The organism is Blastococcus sp. URHD0036 (assembly GCF_000701365.1).
Classification (GTDB): Bacteria; Actinomycetota; Actinomycetes; order Mycobacteriales; family Geodermatophilaceae; genus Trujillonella.
The window spans coordinates 264,028-283,485 of record NZ_JNIK01000021.1 but is presented as its reverse complement, the minus strand read 5'-3'; the positions used below and the strand labels follow the sequence as shown (position 1 = coordinate 283,485).

The following is a 19,458-nucleotide window of genomic DNA, read 5'->3' as shown; positions in this document are numbered from 1 at the left end:
CCGGCCGGTCAGAACCAGCCGAACGCCGACCCGAGCAGCGCGACGACGCCGATCACCACGATCGAGAGCGCCAGGAGCAGGACGACGACCGGGACCACCACCCAGCGCCGCCGGAACCGGAACCGCCGTCGGGCCGGCCGGGCCGGGGTGGCGGCGGGCCGCCGGGGTGGCGGTGGCGCGGCGCGGTCCGCGCGGTCCGCGCGCCGGGCGCGGCGCTTGTCGGCGAGGTGCCGGGCCTGGTCGGCGGCGTCGCGGGCCACCGACCCGATGAGCGCGGCCGAGCCCAGTGCCAGCGCCTTGAGGTCCTCGGCGCTGATCCGCTCCACCTGGTCGCCACCCGCGGCGGCCGCGGCGTCGGCCGACCGGGTGGGCGGCGGGGCCGAGCTCTGCGGCGGAGGCCAGGCCTGCGCCGCCGGGGCGCCCGAGAGCGCCGACTGGAGCTCGGTCCGCGCCTGGCCGGGCGTCGTCCGCAGCGCCGGGTCCTTCGTGAGGAGTCCCCGGACCAGGGGCTCCAGCGGGCCCGCGTGCAGCATGGGCGGCGGGTGCTCGGACACCACGGCCATCAGCGTCGCCATGGGCTCGTCCTTGGCGAACGCGGGACGGCCCTCCAGCGCGGTGTAGAGCGTCGCGCCGAGCGACCACAGGTCCGACGGCGGTCCCGGCTGTTCCCCGTGGGCGCGCTCGGGCGACATGTAGGACGGCGAGCCGATCATCGTCCCGGTGGTGGTCAGCGAGGAGTCGCCGGTGGCCGTCGCGATGCCGAAGTCGGTGAGGTACCCCCGCCCCGCGGTGTCGACGAGGACGTTGCCGGGCTTGACGTCGCGGTGCACGATCCCGGCCCGGTGGGCGGCGACCAGCCCGTCGAGGACGTCGAGGCCGATCCGCGCGACCGCCTGCCACGGCAGCGGGCCGGTCTCCTCGACCAGCTGCTGCAGGCTGCGCGAGGGGATGTGCTCCATGACCAGCCAGGGCCGGCCGTCCTCCTCGACCACGTCGAAGACCGTCGTCACGTGCGGGTGGTCGAGGCTGGCGGCGTTGCGGCCCTCGCGGAGGGTGCGCTCACGCAGCACCTCGCGCTCGTGCTCGGTCACGTGGACGGGGTAGGTGACCTCCTTGACCGCGACCGGCCGATCCAGCACGCGGTCGGTCGCCTCCCAGACGACGCCCATGCCACCGCGGGCGATCACGCTGGTCAGGTCGTAGCGGCCACCGAGCAGGCGGCCCGCGCGCTCTGCGTCGGCCGACATGATCAGGGACGCTACGCCCGTCCCGCCGGTGCGGCGCGCCGTCGCGACGCGCGCGCGGACGCCCTCGCCGACGTCGCCCCGGGTTGCTGGGATGCTGCTCCGGACGTGCCCGGCCCTCCGCGGCCGGGCTCCGGACGCGCCGCCGCACGCAGCGGCGCGCCGCACACCGACCAGGAGGTACCGCATGACCACGCCGCCGGGCTCGAACGGCCCCGACCAGCAGCCGGGTGCCGGAGGCCCCGGGTGGGGCCAGCCGCCGGCCGGCCCGCCGGGTGGCTACTCGCCGCCGCCTCCGCCGCCGGGTGGCGCGACCCCGGGCCAGTACCAGCCGCAGCCGGGCGGGGCGCCGTACCAACCGCAGCCGGGCGGGGCGCCGTACCCGCCCCAGGGCGGCGCGCCGTACCCGCCGCAGGGCGGTGCCCCCTACCCGCCCCAGGGCGGCGCGCCCTACCCGCCGCAGTTCGGCGCCGGGCAGCCGTTCCCGCAGAAGAAGTCCGGTCCGCCGAAGTGGCTCATCCCGGTGATCGGCGGTGTGGTGCTGGTGGCCGCGGCGCTCGCGCTGTTCGCCTTCTTCGGCAACAACACGCCCGAGGTGGGCGACTGCCTGGACAGCGACTCCGGTGACCCGGAGATCGTCGAGTGCGACGACTCGTCGGCGGTGCTGCGCATCATCGGCGAGCACGACGAGAAGCTGACGTCGTCGGAGTTCTACTCCGACGACAGCACCTGCACCGGTGTCCCCGGGACCGAGTTCCAGCTCTGGTACGGCGAGACCGGGGACTCCGACGCCGAGGGCACGGTGTACTGCACCGAGTACGTCGACTAGTCCTCCTGCTCCGGACCCGGTCGGCGCACGTCGCCGGCCGGGCCCGTCGCTGTCCCGGCGCTCGGTCAGCCCCCGGCCAGCCGGGTGTCGAGCTGGTCGGCCTCGCGGCGCAGGACCACCTCGATCAGCTGGCGCACCGCGCCCTCGGCCTGACGGCCGACCAGCGGTGCGTCCACGCGTGCCTCGGCGGTGAGCGTCGAGCGGGTGCCACCGTGGCCGTCGCCGGCCAGCCGCCGCTCGCCGAGCACCTCGACGGTGCGGCCGAAGACCTCCGTGCGGACCTCGACGTCGCAGCGCCACCCGTCCCCGTCGGGATGCCACCGGCGGACGTCGGTCACGGCCACCTCCCGGGCGACGAACCGCGCGAAGACCGCGGGGATCCCGGCCGTGGGGGCGAGCATCTCCACCCGGGTCGTCGTCCCGTCGCTGGACACCGCCTGCAGTTGCGCGCCGAGCGCGGCGGTCGTCTCCCTCAGGAACGCCTCGTCGGTGAGGACGGCGTGCACGGTGGCGGGATCTGCGGGGTGGACGGTCGTGACGTCGATGGGCACGCCCCATCGTCAGGTCGGACCGCGCCGTCCGCCGGTCGTGGCGATCAACCGGCGGTGAAGAGGACGACCTCGTCGGGGCTCGCGGTGAACGGGTTGGCCCACTCCGAGGAGGCGCCGGTGATCGGCTGGGCGTCGGTGACCACGACGAACGGCGTGCCGGGGTAGACGGCCAGCACACGGGTGGGCGAGGTCAGGGTCTCGGTGCGTTCGATCAGCTCGCCCCGGCGGAGCAGCTGCGTCGTCCGCACCCCGGAGAGCTGCTCGCCGACCGCCGCCGTCCACCGGGCGCCGTCCTGCTGGAAGGCGATCGACCGCACCCGCTGCCCGCGCGGGGCCGGCTCGCACCCGGCGAACTCGGCCAGCGCCTCGTAGAGCCGCTCCGCCTGCTCGTCGTCGGCGGCGCGGGGGAGGAAGAAGGCGCTCATGCCCGCATCATCGCCGCCGGTACCGACACCCCCCGCCCCTACGCTGCCGACGCGGACGACGGGAGGGGTGCACATGGCGGGCACGACGGTGGCCGAGGTGACGGCGGAGCTGGCCGGGCTCGAGGACCCGCGGGTCCGCGAGGTGAACGAGCGGCACGGCGACGACCACGGGGTGAAGCTCGGTGACCTGCGGGCCGTCGCCAAGCGGCTGCGGACCCAGCAGGACCTCGCGGTCGGACTCTGGGCGACCGGCGACACCGCGGCCCGGCTGCTGGCTCTGCTGATCTGCCGGCCCAAGGCGTTCGACCGGGACCAGCTCGACGCGATGCTGCGCGAGGCCAGGGTGCCGAAGGTCCAGGACTGGCTCGTGAACTACGTGGTGAAGAAGAGCCCGCACGCCGAGGAACTGCGGAAGTCCTGGTTCGCCGACCCGGACCCGGTCGTGGCCAGTGCCGGCTGGGCGCTGACCACCGAGCGGGTGGGGAAGCGACCCGAGGGCCTCGACCTCGACGGACTGCTCGACGTCATCGAGGCCCGGATGAGAGACGCCCCGGACCAGCTGCAGTGGGCGATGAACGAGTGTCTCGGCACGATCGGCATCCAGCACGCGGAGCACCGCGCCCGGGTGCTGGCGATCGGGGAGCGCCTGCGGGTGCTCGAGGACTACCCGACGTCCCCGGGCTGCACCTCGCCCTACGTGCCGATCTGGGTCACCGAGATGGTGCGCCGCCAAGAGGCCTCGTGAGCCCGGAGGCGCCCGATCGGTCGGTACTGTCCGCGATCATGTCGACGGAGTCCGAGCGGCCTCTCCGGCAGGACGCCGCGCGGAATCGTGAGCGCCTCATCGCGGCGGCACGGCGCGCCTTCGCCGACTCCGGACCCGACGTCCCGCTCGAGGAGATCGCCCGTGCCGCGGGAGTCAGCCGCACCACGCTCTACCGGAACTTCGAGACCCGCGAGCAGCTCGCGGCGGAGATCTACACAGACAACATGGACCGGATCGTGCACCGTGCGGCCGAGCTCGCCGGCCGGCCGGACGGGCTGGTCGCCCTCGTGGACTTCGTCCTCGACATCCAGCTGAGCGGCAACCAGGGGCTCGCCCGCGTGATGATCCCCGGCAGCGACCGCGCCCTCGCCCTGGCCCTCGGCGGGCGCTTCCGGGCCGCCCTCGAGCCCCTGCTGGAGGTCGGCCGACGGGCCGGCGTCCTCCGCCCGGAGGTCGATGTCGAGGACGTCATGCTCGCCTTCCCCATGGCAGCGGCCGGGTTCTCCCTCGGCTCGGAGGAGGCGTCCCGGAGGGCGCGCCGGATGGTCCACCGGGCGTTGTTCGCGACCGCGCCGGGCTGAGGCGGGGGTCGGGCCCAAGGCCCCTGGGCGGGATCCGTACATCCATGTACGGTTCCGCGTGTGACTTCCCGAGGACGCCACGTGAGCCGGATCCACGCCCCCGCGGCACGCCGGTGATCGCCTCGACACACGTCCTCCGGGCGATGGGGGACCCGGTGCGCTGGCAGATCCTCGTACGGATCTCCCAGGAGCCGGAGCTGGCCCGCAGTGTCCTCGAGCGGGTGCTGCCGCTGGGCAAGGGCGTGCTCAGCCGCCAGACGCGGATCCTCGCCGAGGCGGGTCTCATCGACGTCCGCCGGCGTGGCCGGCAGGTGTTCTACGCCCTCCGGCGGGACACGGTCGACCAGCTCTCCTGCCTCGTGGAGGGGCTGGTGGACGGGACGACCGGGGCGGCCCCGATGGTGGACGCCGCACCGTCGCCGCGCCCCGGGACGGGGCTCGCGGACGTGCTGGTGCTGCCGCTCGGCCGCCGTCGCGTCCAGCAGACCTGAACGGCGTCCGCGGAGCCCAGGGATCACGAGCTCTTTCCTGACTCCGGCCCGACCTGCACCTTCGGCCGGGTCGGTTGCCGCACCAGCACACTCGACGTCGACCGCGGTCGACCCCGGATGGTCCTCGCCGGTCGTTTCGCGGCCGAGGTGTGGCCAGGTCGTGGGCACGAGATCGCGACGAGCGGGTGGAGACCCGGCGGTGAGCTCATCCGAGCTGGATGAGGTGGACGCTCATTCCGGCGCCCACGCTGCGAACCAATCCGTCCGGTTCGTCGAGAGGTGCCGAGATGTCGTTCTGGGACGTCGTGTGGTTCATCTTCATCAGTTACGTGTTCATCGCATACATCATGCTGCTCTTCCACGTCATCGGGGACCTCTTCCGGGACCCGGACGTCGGCGGCTTCGCCAAAGCCGTGTGGGTGTTCGCACTGATCTTCTTGCCCTTCCTCACCGTCCTCGTCTACGTGATCGCCCGCGGCAAGGGGATGGCGGCGCGGGGACTCGAGCGCGCGGCGGCCCAGCAGAAGCAGCAGGACGACTACATCCGCCAGGTCGCCGGCCAGACCGGCGCGTCCAGCCCGACCGACCAGATCGCCCAGGCGCGGGCCCTCTACGACGCCGGCGCGATCTCGCAGCCGGAGTACGAGGCGCTGAAGAGCAAGGCGCTGGTCTGAGCGTCCGTCCTGCCGGACCGGCCGCGCGCCGTCCGGCAGGACGCCGCCCACCACCGTCGGGCTCGTCGACCCACCCGTGAAACGGCGCCCGCGGCCCGTCGGCCCGGGACGGCGTCCTCAGACTCGGGACGGTTCCAGGAGTGCCAGTGCAGCGTGCGAGGTGGGGCGGGTGGGGCTTGAACCCGCGACCCAGGGACTATGGCCCGTCCGGGCCCCTGTCGTGACCAGCGTCTTGCGACGCGCTCTGGCTCTGACCTGCGCATTGAACGTTGACCGTCGCGCGGACGTCTCGTGGCCCAGGGTGAGCGGGAGCGGGAGTGCAGACGCGAGGCCGCCTCCCTCGACCAGGTGCAGGTCGGAGTGGCACATGCCGGCGGCTGCGACTCTGAGCAACACCTGGCCGGGGCCGGGTGTGGGTTGGGGGATCTCCGTGACGGCGAAGTCGCCGTGTGCGAGTAGCCGGGCGGCCTTCATCGCAGGTCCTCTCTGGCTGGTTGGCTCGAACGGTTGCCAGTGACGGCCAGGGCCCGTCGGTCCGGACAACTGGTGTCAGTCGTCCATCGCAGAGACGCCACCGGTCAGCCAGGTGCGCAACCGCTGGACGGCCCGTTCGCCGTCCGGTGTCCCTGGCCGGTCGAGGGGGGCGTGCTCGGACTCCGCGAAGACGTCCTGCCAGACGGGTACGCCGGCCTCGCGCAGGCGGTCGACGTAGGGCTCGCTGGCGCGGCGGAGCGAGTCCCGCCCGCAGGTGAGGACGTAGGTGGGCGGCATCCCGGCTGGATCGGCGAGACCGGGGGAGACGTACGGGTCGTCCCACGGAGCTGTCCCCGCCCAGTTGGCGAACATGTCCCGCATCCAGCCGTCCGCCGGGAGCTTGACCGAAGCGAGCTCGGCGGCGAGCTCAGGAGAAGCCGCCGGTAGTTCGCCCTGCAGCACCGGGTAGGCCAGGAAGAGCGAAGCGGGCAGCGGTCCGCCCTCGTCGCGCAACCGCAGGGTCGCACCCGCGACGAGGCAGCCGCCGGCGCTCCCGCCACCGAGGTGCAGCTGCGCCGGGTCCACGCCCAGCTCGTCGGCGTGCTCGACGGCCCAGCGCCAGGCGGTCAGGACGTCGTCCTGCGGCTCGGGGTAGTGGACCCCGCCGATGCACATGCGGTAGTCGACCGAGACCACGGGGATGCCGGCGGCGGCCAGCTCGACTGCTGGCCAGTGCGCCTCCTTCTGCTCGAGGCTGCCGATCACGAACGCGCCGCCGTGCACCCACACGAGCGCCGCCGTGGGTGCCGGCGCGTCGGCCGGCGGCAGATAGAGCCGTGCGCGCAGCCGGCCGCCGGTGTCCTCGCTGAGGTCGCGGGTGCGCACCGCCCGTAGGTCGGGCCGATCCGCGGCCAGCTCCTGCTGCCAGCGTGTCCCGTCGGGGATGCCCCCGGCGGCCTGGACCAGGCGCAGGACGTCGGGGAACGGCGGGAGGTTGCCGCTGACGCCGCCGCTGGCGCTGGCGAGGAGGCGTTCGCGCAGCGGGGTCGGCAGCGCCTTGATCCCGCGCAGGGCGTAGCCGAGGGCGGCGAAGCGGCGTCGTCCGCGTCCCGGGGGCAATGGCTTCTCCAGCGGCGTGGCGGTCACAGCGTCTCCTCTTCGACGGGTGGCAGTGCGGCGTGGACGAGTTCCCGGAGCCGCTGCCGGTACCGGCGGCCCTCCGGCAGGGGCAGGGCGGTGAACGCGTGGACGGCGCCCGGCCACTCCTCCAGCTCGACGTCGACCCCGTCCGCGGCCATGGCGGCAGCGACCCGGCGGGCGTCGTCGAGCAACAGGTCACGGGTGCCGACCGGCAGGTAGGTGCGCGGGAAGCCGCGGAAGGACCCGGAGAGCGGTGAGACGGCGGCGTCGCGCAGGTCGCGGTCCCCGGCGAACCACGCTGCCTCCTCCAGGAGCTGGGAGCGGGTCAGCAGGTCCCTGCCCATGTTCGCGGTCGCGCTCGGGCCGCTCGTCGACAGGTCGGCCCACGGGTAGGCGGGGACCGCGACGGCGGGCATCGCCAACCCCTCGTCGTGAGCGCGCTGGAGCAGCAGGAGGAGCAGCCCACCGCCCGCGGACTCGCCTGCGACGACCAGCCGGCCGGCGCCGGGGGAGTCCAGGAGTGCCCGGTAGACGGCGATCGCGTCGTCCACGGCCGCGGGGTACGGGTGCTCGGGCGCGAGTCGGTACTCGACGCTGACGATGTCCGGGCCGCCGTCCGTGCAGACGCCGACCGAGGCGAGGGCCTGCCGGGCCGAGCCGAGGACGTAGGCGCCCCCGTGGAGGTACAGCACCGTGCCGCGGGCGCCCCCGCCGGACGACAGCCGGACCACCGGGACGCCGCCGAGGACCTCCTCGGTCAGGGTGACCCCGGCGGGGACCCGCAGCCGCGCGGTGATCCGGTCGTTCAGCCGCCGCTCGCGCTCCAGGTCGACGGGCCGGCCCTCCTGCCGACGTGCCCGCGCTCCGAGCAGTGCTCCGACGACCCGCATCGCCAGGCTCGGTCCCGCGGTCGACCGGGCCATCAGCCGAGCTCCCTGCTGCGCGCCATGAGGTGGCTCAGGGTCGCCTCGGGGACCTCGACCGGCAGCAGGTCGACGACCTTGCGGAACGGCATGGAGAAGATCATCGGGAGGAGCGCCGCGGGCAACTCGACGGGAGGACCGTCCGAACCCCCGCCGGTGAGGTCGTCCAGAAGTGTCGGACCGACGACGGGGTGGGTGAACCACTCCTCGACCGTGGAGTCGAGCGTCAGCTCCTGCGTCAGGTCGTCGCCGGCGAGCGTGAGCGCCTCCTCGGCGAGGACGGTGGCGGCGTCCTGCGCCACCTGCACGCGGTAGCTACCGGGGGCGACCACCCAGCCGTCGCGCTCGACGTCCCAGTACGCGAAGGCGCGGCGGTCCAGGTCGAAGGAGACCGTGCGCGACTCGCCGGGATCGACCTCGACCTTGGCGAAGGCCCGCAGCTCGCGGACCGGACGGCGGACCGGGCCGGCCCCGGTGGCGACGTAGACCTGGACGACGTGCTTGCCCGTGCGCCGGCCGGTGTTGGTGACGGTCACGATCGCTCGCGCGGTGTCGTCCCCGGTGGCCTCGACGGTCAGCGCGCCCGTGGCGAAGGTGGTGTAGCCCAGACCGTGCCCGAACGGGTAGCGGACGGGGCGCTGCGCCGTCCCGTACCAGCGGTAGCCGACCATCACGCCCTCGCCGTAGCGGACGTGTCCCTGCTCGCCGGGGAAGTTCAGGTGGGCGGCGGTGTCGGACAGCCGGACGGGGATGCTCTCGGCGAGCCGTCCCGAGGGGTCGACGACGCCGAACAGGAGGTCGGCCAGCGCCGCGCCGCCGGCCTGGCCGAGGAGGAAGCCGTCGAGGACGGCGTCGACGTCGTCGCACCAGCCCTCGAGGGACACGACACCACCGTGCGAGAGCACGACCACGGTCTGCCGGGCGGCCGCGGCGACGGCCCTGATCAGCGTCACCTGGTCCGCCGGGAGGTCGAGCGTCGGCCGGTCGACGCCCTCGGACTCCTGGTCGTCGCGCAGGCCGGCGAAGACGACGGCGACGTCCGCGGACCGGGCCGCGGTCACGGCCTCGTCGAGCAGGTCGCCGGGGTCCTCTTGGCCCTCGAGGACGAAGCCGGGCGCGAACACGACCTGTCCCGCGGTCAGCGCCTGGATGCCGTCGAGCGCGGAGTCGACGGAGGTCGGGGCGACGCGCGAGCTGCCGCCGCCCTGGAAGCGGGGTGTCCGTGCGAACTCGCCGATGACGGCGACGGAGGCCCCGGGATCCAACGGCAGTACGGCGGCGTCGTTCTTGAGCAGCACGGCGCATTCAGCGGCCAGCTCGCGGGCGAGGGCATGGTGCGCGGCGGCGTCGAACCCGTCGGTGGGCTCGCCGGCGGTCCGGGCCAGCCGGACGACGCGTGCGACCGCTGCGTCGACGAGGCCCTCGTCCAGCTCTCCGGCACGGACGGCGGAGACGATCGCTGCAGCACCACGTCCCTTGGCGCTGCCGGGCATCTGGAGGTCGAGTCCGGCGCGGACCGACGCGACGGGGTCCTGGACCGCGCCCCAGTCGGACACGACCAGACCGTCGAAGCCCCATTGCTCGCGCAGCACCTCGGTGAGCAACCAGTGGTTCTCGGCGGCGAAGACGCCGTTGACCTGGTTGTAGGCGCACATCACGGTGGCGGGGGCCGCCTCGGTGACGACTCGCTCGAAGGCGGGCAGGTAGATCTCGCGGAGGGTGCGCTCGTCGACGTCGGCGCTGATCCGCATCCGGTCGGTCTCCTGGTTGTTGGCCGCGAAGTGCTTGACCGAGGCGCCCACCCCCTGCGCCTGCTGGCCGCGCACGTGCGCGGCACCGAGCACGCCGGACAGCAGTGGGTCCTCGGAGTAGTACTCGAAGTTCCGGCCGCACAGGGGGGAGCGCTTGATGTTCACCCCGGGTCCGAGGACCACGTGCACGCCGAGCGCCCGGGCCTCCCGGCCGACCGCCTCGCCGATCCGCTGCGCGACGGTGGGGTCCCAGCTGCTGCCGACGGCGACCGCGGGCGGGAAGCAGGTCGCCGGCGCGCTGGCGGCGATCCCGAGGTGGTCGAAGCCGTCGCGCTGCCGGCGGACGCCGTGGGGGCCGTCGGTCAGCACGATCGACGGCACCCCTGCCTCCTCGACGGGGTGGGTGGACCAGAAGTCGCGGCCGCAGAGCAGCGCCGCCTTGAGCTCCAGCGGCAGGTCGGCGGGATCGAGCGCCGGCGCGGGTGCGCCGGTGGCGTGCGAGGTCATGGCGTCCTCTCGGAGACGGGGGAGGTCAGGAGACGGAGGGAGCTGCGGCGGCCCGGGCGAGGCGGCGGCGCTCGGCGCGGCGCTGCTCCTGCAGGTCGGGATCGGGCAGCGGTGCGGCCAGGAAGAGGCGCTGGGTGTAGGGGTGCTGGGGCCGGCTGGTGACCTGGTCGCCGTCGCCGGACTCGACGATCTCGCCGCGGTACATCACGGCCACGCGGTGGGAGAGGTGGCGCACGACGGCGAGGTCGTGGCTGATGAAGAGGTAGGCGACGCCGGTGCTGTCCTGCACCTCGCGGAAGAGGTCGAGCACGCGGGCCTGGGTGGAGAGGTCGAGGGCGGAGACGGGCTCGTCGCAGACGATCAGCCGGGGCTCCAGTGCGAGCGCGCGGGCGATGGCGATGCGCTGCCGTTGGCCGCCGCTGAACTCGCGGGGGAGCCGGCTGCCGGCGTCTGCGGGCAGGTGGACCTGGTCGAGCAGGTCGCGGACCCGGCGGGCGGCCTCCGGGCGGGCCACCTTCCGCACGGTGAGCGGCTCGGTGAGGATCTGCTCGATCGTCAGAGCCGGGTTGAGCGACGTGTAGGGGTCCTGGAAGACGACCTGGATGTCGCTGGCCAGGGCGCGGCGTTCCTTGCGGCCGAGCCGCGAGATGTCGCGGCCGGCGTAACGGATGCTCCCGCCGGTCACCGGGGCGAGGCCGAGAACGGCGCGGCCGAGGGTCGTCTTGCCGGAGCCCGACTCGCCGACCAGTCCGACGGTCTCGCCGAGGCGGATGTCGAGGGAGAGGCCGGACAGGGCGCGGAAGGGCTTCTTGCCGAACCCGCGGGCGGGGTACTCCACTACGAGGTCCTCGACGCCGAGCAGCCGGTCGGTCATGCCTGTGCTCCCTGGGTGGTGGGGACGAGCGGCCCGCGGGGTGCGGTGTCCTCGAGCACGGCGTCGAACAGGGATCGCGTGTACTCGTGCCGCGGCGTGGCGAAGACGGCGCGGGTGGGGCCGGTCTCGACGATCCGGCCGGCGCGCATGACCGACACCCGGTCGCAGAGGTCGGCGACGACGCCGAAGTTGTGGGTGACCAGCAGCACGCCCATGGACGACTCGCGCTGGAGGTCGCGGAGCAGGTCGAGGACCTCGGCCTGGACGGTGACGTCGAGAGCGGTGGTGGGCTCGTCGGCGATCAGCAGGTCCGGCCCGCAGGAGACGGCGCCGGCGATCAGGACGCGCTGGGCCATGCCGCCGGAGATCTGGTGCGGATAGGCCGCGAAGGTGCGCTGCGGGTCGGGGATGCCGACGCGGGCGAGCAGGTCCAGCGCCCGGGTGCGCGCTGCCGTGCGGCTGAGGCCGAGAGCGACGCGCATGGGTTCGGTGAGCTGGTGGCCGACGGTGAACACCGGGTCCAGGTTGCTCATCGGCTCCTGCGGGACGTAGGCGATCCGCCGTCCGCGCAGCCGGGTCATCTCCTTCTCCGACAGGGTGGCCAGGTCGGCGCCTTCGAACTCGATGCTGCCGCGGACGATGCGACCGCCGGCCGCGAGCAGCCGCATCACGGCGAAGGCGGTCTGGGTCTTGCCTGATCCGGACTCGCCGATGAGGCCGTGGATCTCCCCGCGGTGCACGCTCAGCTCGACGCCGTGCACCACCTCGGTGGTTGATCCGTCGGGCTGGTCGTAGCCGACGGCCAGGTCGCGGACATGCAACAGCTCCTCGGCGCGGGCGCCGGTCGGCTCGTCGTGGACGACGACTGACTCCGCGAGGGACGCGGCGGGCGGTGCGGCGTCGCGCCGACGGCGTCGCCGCGGCCGGCCGCTGCGCTCGAGTGCGTCGCGGACGGCGCTGCCCAGCAGGACGAGGGCGATGCAGGTCAGCCCGATCGCCAGGCTCGGCCACAGCAGCGTCAGCGGCTCGCGGTAGATGGCGGCGAAGGCGTCGCTGAGCATGCCCCCCCAGCTCGGCCGCTGAGGATCGCCGAGGCCGAGGAAGTCCAACCCGGCCTGGAGAGTGATCGCGATCCCGGCCATGCCGGCCGCCAGGATGATCGCCGGGGCGCGGACGACGGTGAGGATGTGCCGGGCGATGATCCGCCCGTCGGAGAGCCCGGAGACCCGCGCGGCGTCGACGTAGAGCTCCTGCCGGACCCCGGCGACGGCCGCCGAGACCACCCGGTAGAACGCAGGGGACACCAGAACGCCGAGGACGATCATCGTGGTGTAGGGACTCGGGCCGAGCACCGTGCGGGCGGCGAGCAGGACGACGATCGCGGGCAGGGCCATGAAGACGCTCGAGACCGACGAGGCCACCGACTCGGACCACCGGCCGTAGTACCCGGCGAGCAGACCTGCGGTGATGCCGATCGCCGCGGCGACGCCCACGGCGGTCGCGGCTCCCGACAGGCTCAGCCGCGAGGCGTACAGCAGCCGGGACAGGATGTCCCTGCCTGACCCGTCGGTACCGAGCAGGTGGTCCCCGCCGGGAGGAGCGAGGACGTCCCGCGCCGAGGCGAAGTCCGGGTCCTGCGGGGCGAGCAGGGGTGCGAACACCGCGGCGAGCACGACGAGGAGCAGGAACACGAGCGAGACGGCGCCAACCGGGCTGCGCAGCACACGGCGCACCAGCGAGACGCGGGCGGTCCGTTCGAGCGTCCGCACCGCGGGGAGGTCGGTGGGGGCGGCGGTCGTGGTCATGCGCGGCGCACCTTCGGGTTCAGCCATCCCTGGAGCAGGTCGACGGCGAGGTTGAGGAGGACCACCAGGACGGCGGTGGCGATCACGACTCCAAGCACGAGCGGGACGTCGCCGCCGACGGTCGCCGAGACCGCGGTCTGGCCGATGCCGGGGATGGCGAAGATCTGCTCGACGAGGACCGCGCCACCGAGCAGGCCCACGAACTGCACGCCGAGGATCGACAGCGCCGGGCCTGCGGCGTTGCGCAGCACGTGGCCGTAGACGACCCGGCGTTCGGACAGGCCGCGGCTGCGCAGGGTGCGGACGTAGTCCAGTCGCAGGGTGTCCAGCATCGAGCCGCGGACCTGCTGGGCGACGCCGACGATGCTGGCGATCGACAGTGCGATGACCGGCAGCAGGATCGAGGAGAGCCAGCCGCTGGGGGAGTCGGCGAACCGCGTGTACCCGGTGGGGTCGACCAGGTCCAGGTTGATGGCGAACACCAGCACCAGCAGGATCGCGACCAGGAAGCCGGGGACGGCGAACCCGAGGACCGAGAGGAACTGCACGGCGGTGTCGACCCAGCCACCGCGGCGGGCGGCGAGCACCCCCAGCACGACGGCGACGACCGCGGTCAGCACGGTGGCGCCGATGACCAGCGACAGGGTCACGGCCAGGCGTCCGGTCACCGCGTCGGAGACGGACTGGCCGGTGAACCACGACCGGCCGAAGTCCCCGCGGACGGCGCCCGAGGCCCAGTCGGCGAACTGGCTCAGCGCCGGCTTGTCGAGCCCGAGCTGGGTGTTCTTCTGCGCCACGGTGTCCGCGCTCGCCGTGGGGCCCAGGATGCGGCGGCCGACGTCCCCTCCGGTGGCGTACAGGAGGAAGAACGCCAGGACGGCGATGGCGACGATCAGGACGACGCCGGCGGCCAGCCGGCGGAGGACGAACCACAACACGGGGGCTCCTCGAGCCGAGGGGAGGGGGCGGTGGACCGCCGGCGCGGGCCGGCGGCCCACCGGGTGGACCGACCCGGGTCAGGCCGCGGGGGTGATGTTCTGCAGCAGCGGATAGGCGTTGTCGCTCTGCAGCACGACGTCGGTGTCGGGGCCGGACGCGAACCCGAGCTGGGCCCGGTAGTACGGGACGAACCACGCCTGCTCGACCACGTACTCGTTGAGTTCCGTGGCCGCTGCGGCCGCCTCGTCCTCGCTGCCGGTCTGGATCGTCGAGAGGAGTCCGGCGACGGTCTCGTCGGGCTGGTGGAAGACGTTGAACGTGGAGCCCTGGGCGATCGAGACCTGGGCGGTCTGCCAGGTGGTGGAGTCCTCGGACAGGTAGAAGAGCGTCGCCGGGAAGGACCCACCGAGCACCTGCGTGAACGCGTCGGCGAGCGCGATGGTCGTGTACTCCACCGTGATGCCGACGTCGGAGAGGTACTGCGCCGTCAGGTCGAACGCCGGGTCCAGGCCGATGTCGAAGAACGGCATCTCCAGGGTGAAGCCGTCGGGGTAGCCGGCTTCGGCGAGCAGGTCCCGCGCCGCGTCCGGGTCGTAGTCGTACCGGTCGTCGAGCTCGGGGTCGTAGGCGTCGCTCCCCTCGCGGAAGACCTGTCCGGTCACGGTGCCGAGGCCGCCGGCGGCCCCCTCCAGCAGCGCGTCGCGGTCGATGGCGTGCGCGATCGCCTGGCGGACGCGGACGTCGCCCAGGGCCGGGTTCAGCTGGCCCGCCCGGTCGAAGAGGATCAGCCCGGCCCAGTTGAGCTCGACGGTCTGGATCGTGTAGCCGGCACCCTCGATCTGCGGGCCGGACTGGTTGTCGATCAGGTTCGTGGCGTCCACCTGGCCGCCCTGGATGGCGTTCACCTGTGTCTGGGCCGTCGTGAAGACGTTGATGACGAGCTCGTCGTAGTGCTGCTCATCCGGCGCCCAGTACTCGGGGTTCTTCGTGAAGACGTAGGTCGAGCCGATGACCGTGCGGTCGGCGTCGAGGACATAGGGCCCCGAGCCGACCGGGGCGGTCGCCGCCTCGGCGGCGTCGAAGCTCGCCGGGCTGGCCTGCGCGCCGCCCGCCTGGGCGAGGTAGGTCAGCAGGCCGGGGTCGGGGGCCGTCAGGGTGATCTGGAGCGTGGTGTCGTCGACCGCCGTCGCGTCGGCGACGTTGGCGAGCTTGCTCGCCTGCGCCGAGGTGCCGTCGCGGAACCGCAGGACGTTCTGTGCGGCCACGTCGGCGGTGAAGGGCGTGCCGTCGGTGAACGTCACGTCGTCCCGCAGCGTCATCGTGAGCACGGTGCGCGCGTCGTCGTAGGACCACTCGGTGGCCAGCCACGGCTCGACGGATCCGTCCGGTGCCTGCCGCAGCAGCGAGTCGTAGACCGCCTGGACGTACGGGGAGCCGTTCGCCCAGCTGGACTCGGCTGCCGCGAGCGAGGGGGGCGCCACGATCGAGCCGAGGGTCAGCGTCCCCCCGGAGCCACTCCCGCCGGCGTTCCCGCTGTCGCCGTCGCTTCCGCCGCACGCCGACAGCGCCAGGGCCATCGCCACGCCGGCGGCCGCGAGGCGCGCTGACTTCCTACCGAGCACGGTGATCCTCCAGACGTCGCACCCCCCGTCGGGGTGGCGTGGACCACAAGGTAGAGCCAAAACCTTCCAGATGGAAGGGTTTGATTTGGACGCCTCGTCGGTTAGCTTTCGGTCGTGTCCCAGGCGACCCGGAAGCCCCGTGGTGAGTACGCGAAGACCGCCGCGCGGCGACAGGAGATCGTCGCGGCCGCGGTCGCCGTCTTCTCGGCGTCGGGCTTCCGCGACGGGTCCGTCCGCGACGTCGCCGAGCGCGCCGGGCTCACGCACGCCGGCGTCATGCACCACTTCCCGACCAAGATCGACCTCCTGCAGGCCGTGCTCGCCTGGCGTGACGCGGACGCGCTGGAGCGTCTGGGGGCGCGGCAGCCGAAGGGGCTCGACGTCGTCCGTGCGTGGCTGGACGAGGTGGGGCGCAACCAGAGCACCCCCGAGCTGGTCGACCTGCACGTGACCCTCTCCGCGGAGGGCACGTCCCCCGACCACCCCCTCCGCGACTACTTCATCGAGCGCTACGACCGGGTCGTGGAGCTGCTGTCGGGTGCGCTGCGGGTGGCCGCCGCCCGGGGAGAACTCCGGCCGGACGTCGATCCCGAGCAGGCGGCCCGCATGCTCGTCGCGGCGACGGACGGGCTGCAGGTGCAGTGGTTGCTGAACCGGGACGCCGTCGACATGCCGGCCGCGCTCCGTCGGTACGTCGAGTCGCTGATCACCGTCGAGCTCTGAGGTGCCGGCCGTGCTCTCCAGAGGTGACCGCTATGTCGCCATGGGCAGTTCCTTCGCCGCCGGACCGGGCATCCCGCCGCGCAGTACGGACGCTCCGCGGAGCGCTCGACGCTCCGCGGCGAACTACGCCTCCCTGGTGGCCGACCGGCTGGGTCTGCGGCTCACGGACGTCAGCCACTCCGGGGTCACCGCCGCGCAGCTGGTCGACGGCACCCGCCGGCAGCCGGCCCAGGTCGCGGCGCTCACCCCGGACGCCAAGCTCGTCACCCTGACCTGCGGCGGCAACGACGTCGGCTACATCCCCGTCCTCGGCCTGTCGAGCCTGCGCCGCACGGTGCGCGCCGTTCCCCGGCTGCGGCGGCTCGTGGAGGGGTACGTGGCCGCCACGGACACGCGCTTCGACCAGTTGCCCGCGACCTTCGACCGGTTGCTGGCCGATGTGCGCAGCCGGGCACCGGAGGCACTCGTCGTGGTCGTCGACTACCCGACGCTGCTGCCGCCGGAGGGCGTGTCCGCCCCGCCACTGCCGGACGAGATCACGGACTGGGGGCGCCGTACGGCACAGCGGCTCGCCGACGAGACGGCGTCGGCCGCGGCGCGAGCAGGGTGCCTGCTCGTGACCGCGTCGACCGCGAGCCGCGACCACCACGCGTGGTCGACCGACCCGTGGAGCCACGGGTTCCGCTTCGGTCGAGGAGTCGTCGCGTACCACCCCAACGCCGCGGGGATGCAGGCCGTGGCGGGCCTGATCGACGAGGTCCTCAGCCCGCGATCGCGCGTGGCGCCTGGATAGAACAGCGTTCGGCTGCTCGTTCGGCTGCTCCCGGGGTCCGCGCACGTGGTGCGACCCCAGCACCACGTCACGCGGAGGCCGCGGCACCAGGGGTGGCGAGCTCCACGGTCGAGGTGGCCGTTGCCCGGGTCGCGCGTATGCGGACGAGGACCAGGGCGGCGAGCAGCGCGCAGCCCGCCGTCAGCAGGAAGACCAGTGCGTAGGGGCCCTCGGTCGTCGCGTCACCGGCCAGGGCGGTGAACGAGCCGATGCCGATGACCGCGCCGATCTGGAACGCGGTCTGCTGCAGCGAGGTCGCCAGGCCGACGTCCCCCTCGTCCACGGCCGCGCCCTGCACGGCGAGGAGCCCGGTGTTGAGCTGCCCGAAGGCGACACCACTGAGCGCGAGAGCGAGGGCGATGACGACGACCGACTGCGCCCACGCACCGACCGCCATCGATGCCAGCACCGCGGTCAAGGCGAACACGGCGCCCAGCACCATCCTGCGCTCGCCGAACCGGTCGCTGAGCCGGGCGGCGCTGATGGACCCGAGCGTGTTGCCGAGGGCCCGCGGGACGCTGAGCGCGGAGGTGGCAGCGGCGGTCAGGCCGAGGACGCCCTGCATGAAGAGGGGCGCGACGACGAAGTTGCCCATGTATCCGGCGCCCAGCAGCGCGCTGGCTCCGGTGATGACCCGGACGTCGGCGGAGGAGAGCACCCGGATCGGGAGCAGGGGTGAGGTCGCGCGCCGCTCCACGATCACGAGGGCCCAGGTCGCGAGAGGGGCGACCGCCAGGCAGACGACCGGTACGGGCGACCAGCCCCAGACGGTCAGCCGGTTGACGCCGAACGTCAGGGCGGAGGTCGCGATGGCCAGGACGACCGCCCCGGACACGTCGAGGGTCGCGCGCCCCCGACCCCGCCGGTCAGCGGGGACCACGACCAGGGCGACGACCAGGGCCACCAGGCACAGCCCGGCCTGGGCCCAGAAGATGGAGCGCCAGCCGACGAGATCGACCAGCGGCCCGCCGACGACGACGCCGGTGACGGTCGCGGTCGAGGCCGTGGCGCCGATCCACCCCGTGCCGCGGACCCGGTCGCCGGGCGGACTCAGGCGGAAGACCAGGGCGACGGCCGCCGGCAGGGTGGCTGCCGCGCCGACCTGGGCGATCGTCCGGGTGGCGATCAGGCTCGCCGCGTCCCACGCCAGCGCGCTGCCGACGGCGAAGAGGAGCGCGACCGCGACCCCCGTGACGTACAGGCGGCGGTGGCCGAAGAGGTCCCCGAGCCGGCCGAGCAGTGGCGTGGCGACCGCGGCCGCGAGCAGGGGCGCGGTCGTCACCCAGACGATCGTCGAGGGCAGCGAGTCCAGGTCCTCGGCGATCGGCCGGACCGCGATCGTGAGGATGGTCGCGGGGAACGTCGTGGTGAACAGGCCGATCAGCAGAGCGGCCGTGACGAGTCGCCTGCGGTCGGCGGCCGGTGCGTCCTCCACCGGCGCTCAGGCGCCGGCGTGGGGGGCCATGACGTCGTCGGCGAACCGGCGGAGTCCCTCCAGCGCCTCGCTGGACCGCTGCCATGGCCGCACGATCAGCCGGGTCACGCCGGCGGCGGCGTACGGCTCGACGTCAGCGGAGTCGGCCGGATCGCCGCTCAATGTGACCTCGACCGGCGTCTCCCGACCGGCGCGGTCGGCCAGCTCGGCGAGCGTCGCCAGGGACGCCGGCAGGTCGGCGAGCGTGTGGTTCATCGGCATCCAGCCGGTGCCGACCGTCGCCGCCCGCCGCAGGGCCGCCGCGCCGTCGCCGCCGATGTGCAGCGCCGGGCCGGGCCGCTGGACCGGCTTGGGCTCGAAGGCGACCGGGGCGAAGGAGAAGAACTCGCCGGTGTGCTCGACGACGTCCTCGCTCCAGAGCCGCCGGCACACGTCGATGGCCTCGTCGACGAGCGGGCCGCGGCGGTCGAAGTCCAGCCCGACGGCCTCCCACTCCTCCCGCAGCCAGCTCGCGCCGATGCCGAACGCCAGCCGGCCGCCGGAGAGGACGTCGACGGTGGCCGCCGCCCGCGCGGTGACGAACGGGTGGCGCAGACCGATGTTGTAGACCTGGGTGCCCAGCCGGATCCGCTCTGTCTTCGCGGCGAGGTGGCAGAGCACACCCATCGCGTCGAACACCGGCACGGTCGCCGGGATCGGCGGGTGCTCCGCGCCGTGGTGCGGGCTGCCCTGCGCGCCGACGGGGATGACGAGGTGCTCGGGCACCCACACCGACTCGTAACCCAGCCGGTCGGCCTCCTCCGCGACCTGCACCCACAGCCGGGGGTTGACCGTGCCCAGGTGTACGCCGAAGTCCATGTCGGGGAGTCCTC

General features: G+C 73.7%; 20 protein-coding genes. 7 read left to right on the top strand and 13 right to left on the bottom strand.

Annotated elements, in window-relative coordinates:
• Positions 1–8: 8 nt before the first annotated feature.
• Positions 9–1,247 carry a serine/threonine-protein kinase gene (locus N555_RS26385; protein WP_034512300.1) on the bottom strand — a complete coding sequence of 413 codons (1,239 nt, stop codon included), beginning with the start codon at positions 1,245–1,247 and terminating at the stop codon, positions 9–11.
• 184 nt (positions 1,248–1,431) lie between these two features.
• On the opposite strand from N555_RS26385, the gene N555_RS27155 reads away from it, so the two are divergent.
• Entirely contained in the window at positions 1,432–2,073 is a 642-nt protein-coding gene (locus tag N555_RS27155) for a hypothetical protein (RefSeq protein ID WP_029433935.1), read from the top strand.
• 65 nt (positions 2,074–2,138) lie between these two features.
• Here N555_RS27155 and N555_RS0123490 read toward each other — a convergent pair whose 3' ends face one another.
• Together N555_RS0123490 and N555_RS0123485 are read right to left on the bottom strand one after the other, a co-directional pair.
• Positions 2,139–2,624, bottom strand: a complete 486-nt coding sequence (locus N555_RS0123490; protein ID WP_029433934.1) for a DUF2505 domain-containing protein — start codon at positions 2,622–2,624, stop codon at positions 2,139–2,141.
• Positions 2,625–2,668: 44 nt separating this feature from the next.
• A complete protein-coding gene (locus tag N555_RS0123485; RefSeq protein ID WP_029433933.1) occupies positions 2,669–3,049 on the bottom strand; it encodes a hypothetical protein in 381 nt (126 codons plus the stop codon).
• 73 nt (positions 3,050–3,122) lie between these two features.
• Between N555_RS0123485 and N555_RS0123480 the strand changes: the two genes are divergently transcribed.
• From N555_RS0123480 to N555_RS0123465, 4 genes are all read left to right on the top strand, one after another.
• Entirely contained in the window at positions 3,123–3,794 is a 672-nt protein-coding gene (locus N555_RS0123480; protein ID WP_029433932.1) for a DNA alkylation repair protein, read from the top strand.
• 38 nt (positions 3,795–3,832) lie between these two features.
• Positions 3,833–4,396, top strand: a complete 564-nt coding sequence (locus N555_RS0123475; protein WP_051684405.1) for a TetR/AcrR family transcriptional regulator — start codon at positions 3,833–3,835, stop codon at positions 4,394–4,396.
• Between the two features lie 113 nt (positions 4,397–4,509).
• Complete coding sequence (locus tag N555_RS26375) at positions 4,510–4,887, top strand: ArsR/SmtB family transcription factor (RefSeq protein WP_034512160.1); 378 nt, start codon at positions 4,510–4,512, stop codon at positions 4,885–4,887.
• A 287-nt stretch (positions 4,888–5,174) separates the two neighbouring features.
• Positions 5,175–5,561, top strand: coding sequence for an SHOCT domain-containing protein (locus N555_RS0123465; protein WP_029433930.1), 387 nt, complete (start codon positions 5,175–5,177; stop codon positions 5,559–5,561).
• 117 nt (positions 5,562–5,678) lie between these two features.
• Here the strand turns inward: N555_RS0123465 and N555_RS29300 are convergent, their stop codons facing one another.
• The 8 genes from N555_RS29300 to N555_RS0123425 all read right to left on the bottom strand — a co-directional run bounded on the left by N555_RS29300 (position 5,679) and on the right by N555_RS0123425 (position 15,596).
• Entirely contained in the window at positions 5,679–6,035 is a 357-nt protein-coding gene (locus tag N555_RS29300) for an alcohol dehydrogenase catalytic domain-containing protein (RefSeq protein ID WP_081866439.1), read from the bottom strand.
• 75 nt (positions 6,036–6,110) lie between these two features.
• On the bottom strand, positions 6,111–7,181 hold the full coding sequence (locus N555_RS0123455; RefSeq protein WP_051684404.1) for an alpha/beta hydrolase: 1,071 nt from the start codon (positions 7,179–7,181) through the stop codon (positions 6,111–6,113).
• Positions 7,178–8,098: an alpha/beta hydrolase fold domain-containing protein gene (locus tag N555_RS0123450; RefSeq protein WP_051684403.1), complete on the bottom strand. Its 921-nt coding sequence runs from the start codon at positions 8,096–8,098 to the stop codon at positions 7,178–7,180. Before N555_RS0123450 ends, N555_RS0123455 begins: the two co-directional genes overlap by 4 nt.
• Entirely contained in the window at positions 8,098–10,356 is a 2,259-nt protein-coding gene (locus N555_RS0123445; RefSeq protein WP_029433927.1) for a glycoside hydrolase family 3 C-terminal domain-containing protein, read from the bottom strand. The genes N555_RS0123450 and N555_RS0123445 overlap by 1 nt, the downstream gene beginning before the upstream one ends.
• A gap of 25 nt (positions 10,357–10,381) precedes the next feature.
• Positions 10,382–11,230 (bottom strand): ATP-binding cassette domain-containing protein, encoded by an 849-nt coding sequence (locus N555_RS0123440; RefSeq protein WP_029433926.1) that lies wholly within the window; start codon positions 11,228–11,230, stop codon positions 10,382–10,384.
• Positions 11,227–13,035: a dipeptide/oligopeptide/nickel ABC transporter permease/ATP-binding protein gene (locus N555_RS0123435; RefSeq protein ID WP_029433925.1), complete on the bottom strand. Its 1,809-nt coding sequence runs from the start codon at positions 13,033–13,035 to the stop codon at positions 11,227–11,229. Before N555_RS0123435 ends, N555_RS0123440 begins: the two co-directional genes overlap by 4 nt.
• The gene (locus N555_RS0123430) at positions 13,032–13,973 is read right to left on the bottom strand and encodes an ABC transporter permease (RefSeq protein ID WP_029433924.1); all 942 of its coding nucleotides are present in this window, start codon (positions 13,971–13,973) and stop codon (positions 13,032–13,034) included. Before N555_RS0123430 ends, N555_RS0123435 begins: the two co-directional genes overlap by 4 nt.
• A gap of 78 nt (positions 13,974–14,051) precedes the next feature.
• The gene (locus tag N555_RS0123425) at positions 14,052–15,596 is read right to left on the bottom strand and encodes an ABC transporter substrate-binding protein (protein ID WP_231503112.1); all 1,545 of its coding nucleotides are present in this window, start codon (positions 15,594–15,596) and stop codon (positions 14,052–14,054) included.
• 114 nt (positions 15,597–15,710) lie between these two features.
• Between N555_RS0123425 and N555_RS0123420 the strand changes: the two genes are divergently transcribed.
• Together N555_RS0123420 and N555_RS0123415 are read left to right on the top strand one after the other, a co-directional pair.
• Positions 15,711–16,319, top strand: coding sequence for a TetR/AcrR family transcriptional regulator (locus N555_RS0123420; protein ID WP_029433922.1), 609 nt, complete (start codon positions 15,711–15,713; stop codon positions 16,317–16,319).
• Positions 16,320–16,329: 10 nt separating this feature from the next.
• Positions 16,330–17,112, top strand: coding sequence for an SGNH/GDSL hydrolase family protein (locus tag N555_RS0123415; RefSeq protein ID WP_197029127.1), 783 nt, complete (start codon positions 16,330–16,332; stop codon positions 17,110–17,112).
• 67 nt (positions 17,113–17,179) lie between these two features.
• On the opposite strand, the gene N555_RS0123410 is transcribed toward N555_RS0123415, so the two are convergent.
• Together N555_RS0123410 and N555_RS0123405 are read right to left on the bottom strand one after the other, a co-directional pair.
• A complete protein-coding gene (locus N555_RS0123410) occupies positions 17,180–18,586 on the bottom strand; it encodes an MFS transporter (protein ID WP_051684402.1) in 1,407 nt (468 codons plus the stop codon).
• Between the two features lie 6 nt (positions 18,587–18,592).
• Positions 18,593–19,444 carry a TIGR03619 family F420-dependent LLM class oxidoreductase gene (locus N555_RS0123405; protein WP_029433919.1) on the bottom strand — a complete coding sequence of 284 codons (852 nt, stop codon included), beginning with the start codon at positions 19,442–19,444 and terminating at the stop codon, positions 18,593–18,595.
• Positions 19,445–19,458 lie beyond the last annotated feature (14 nt).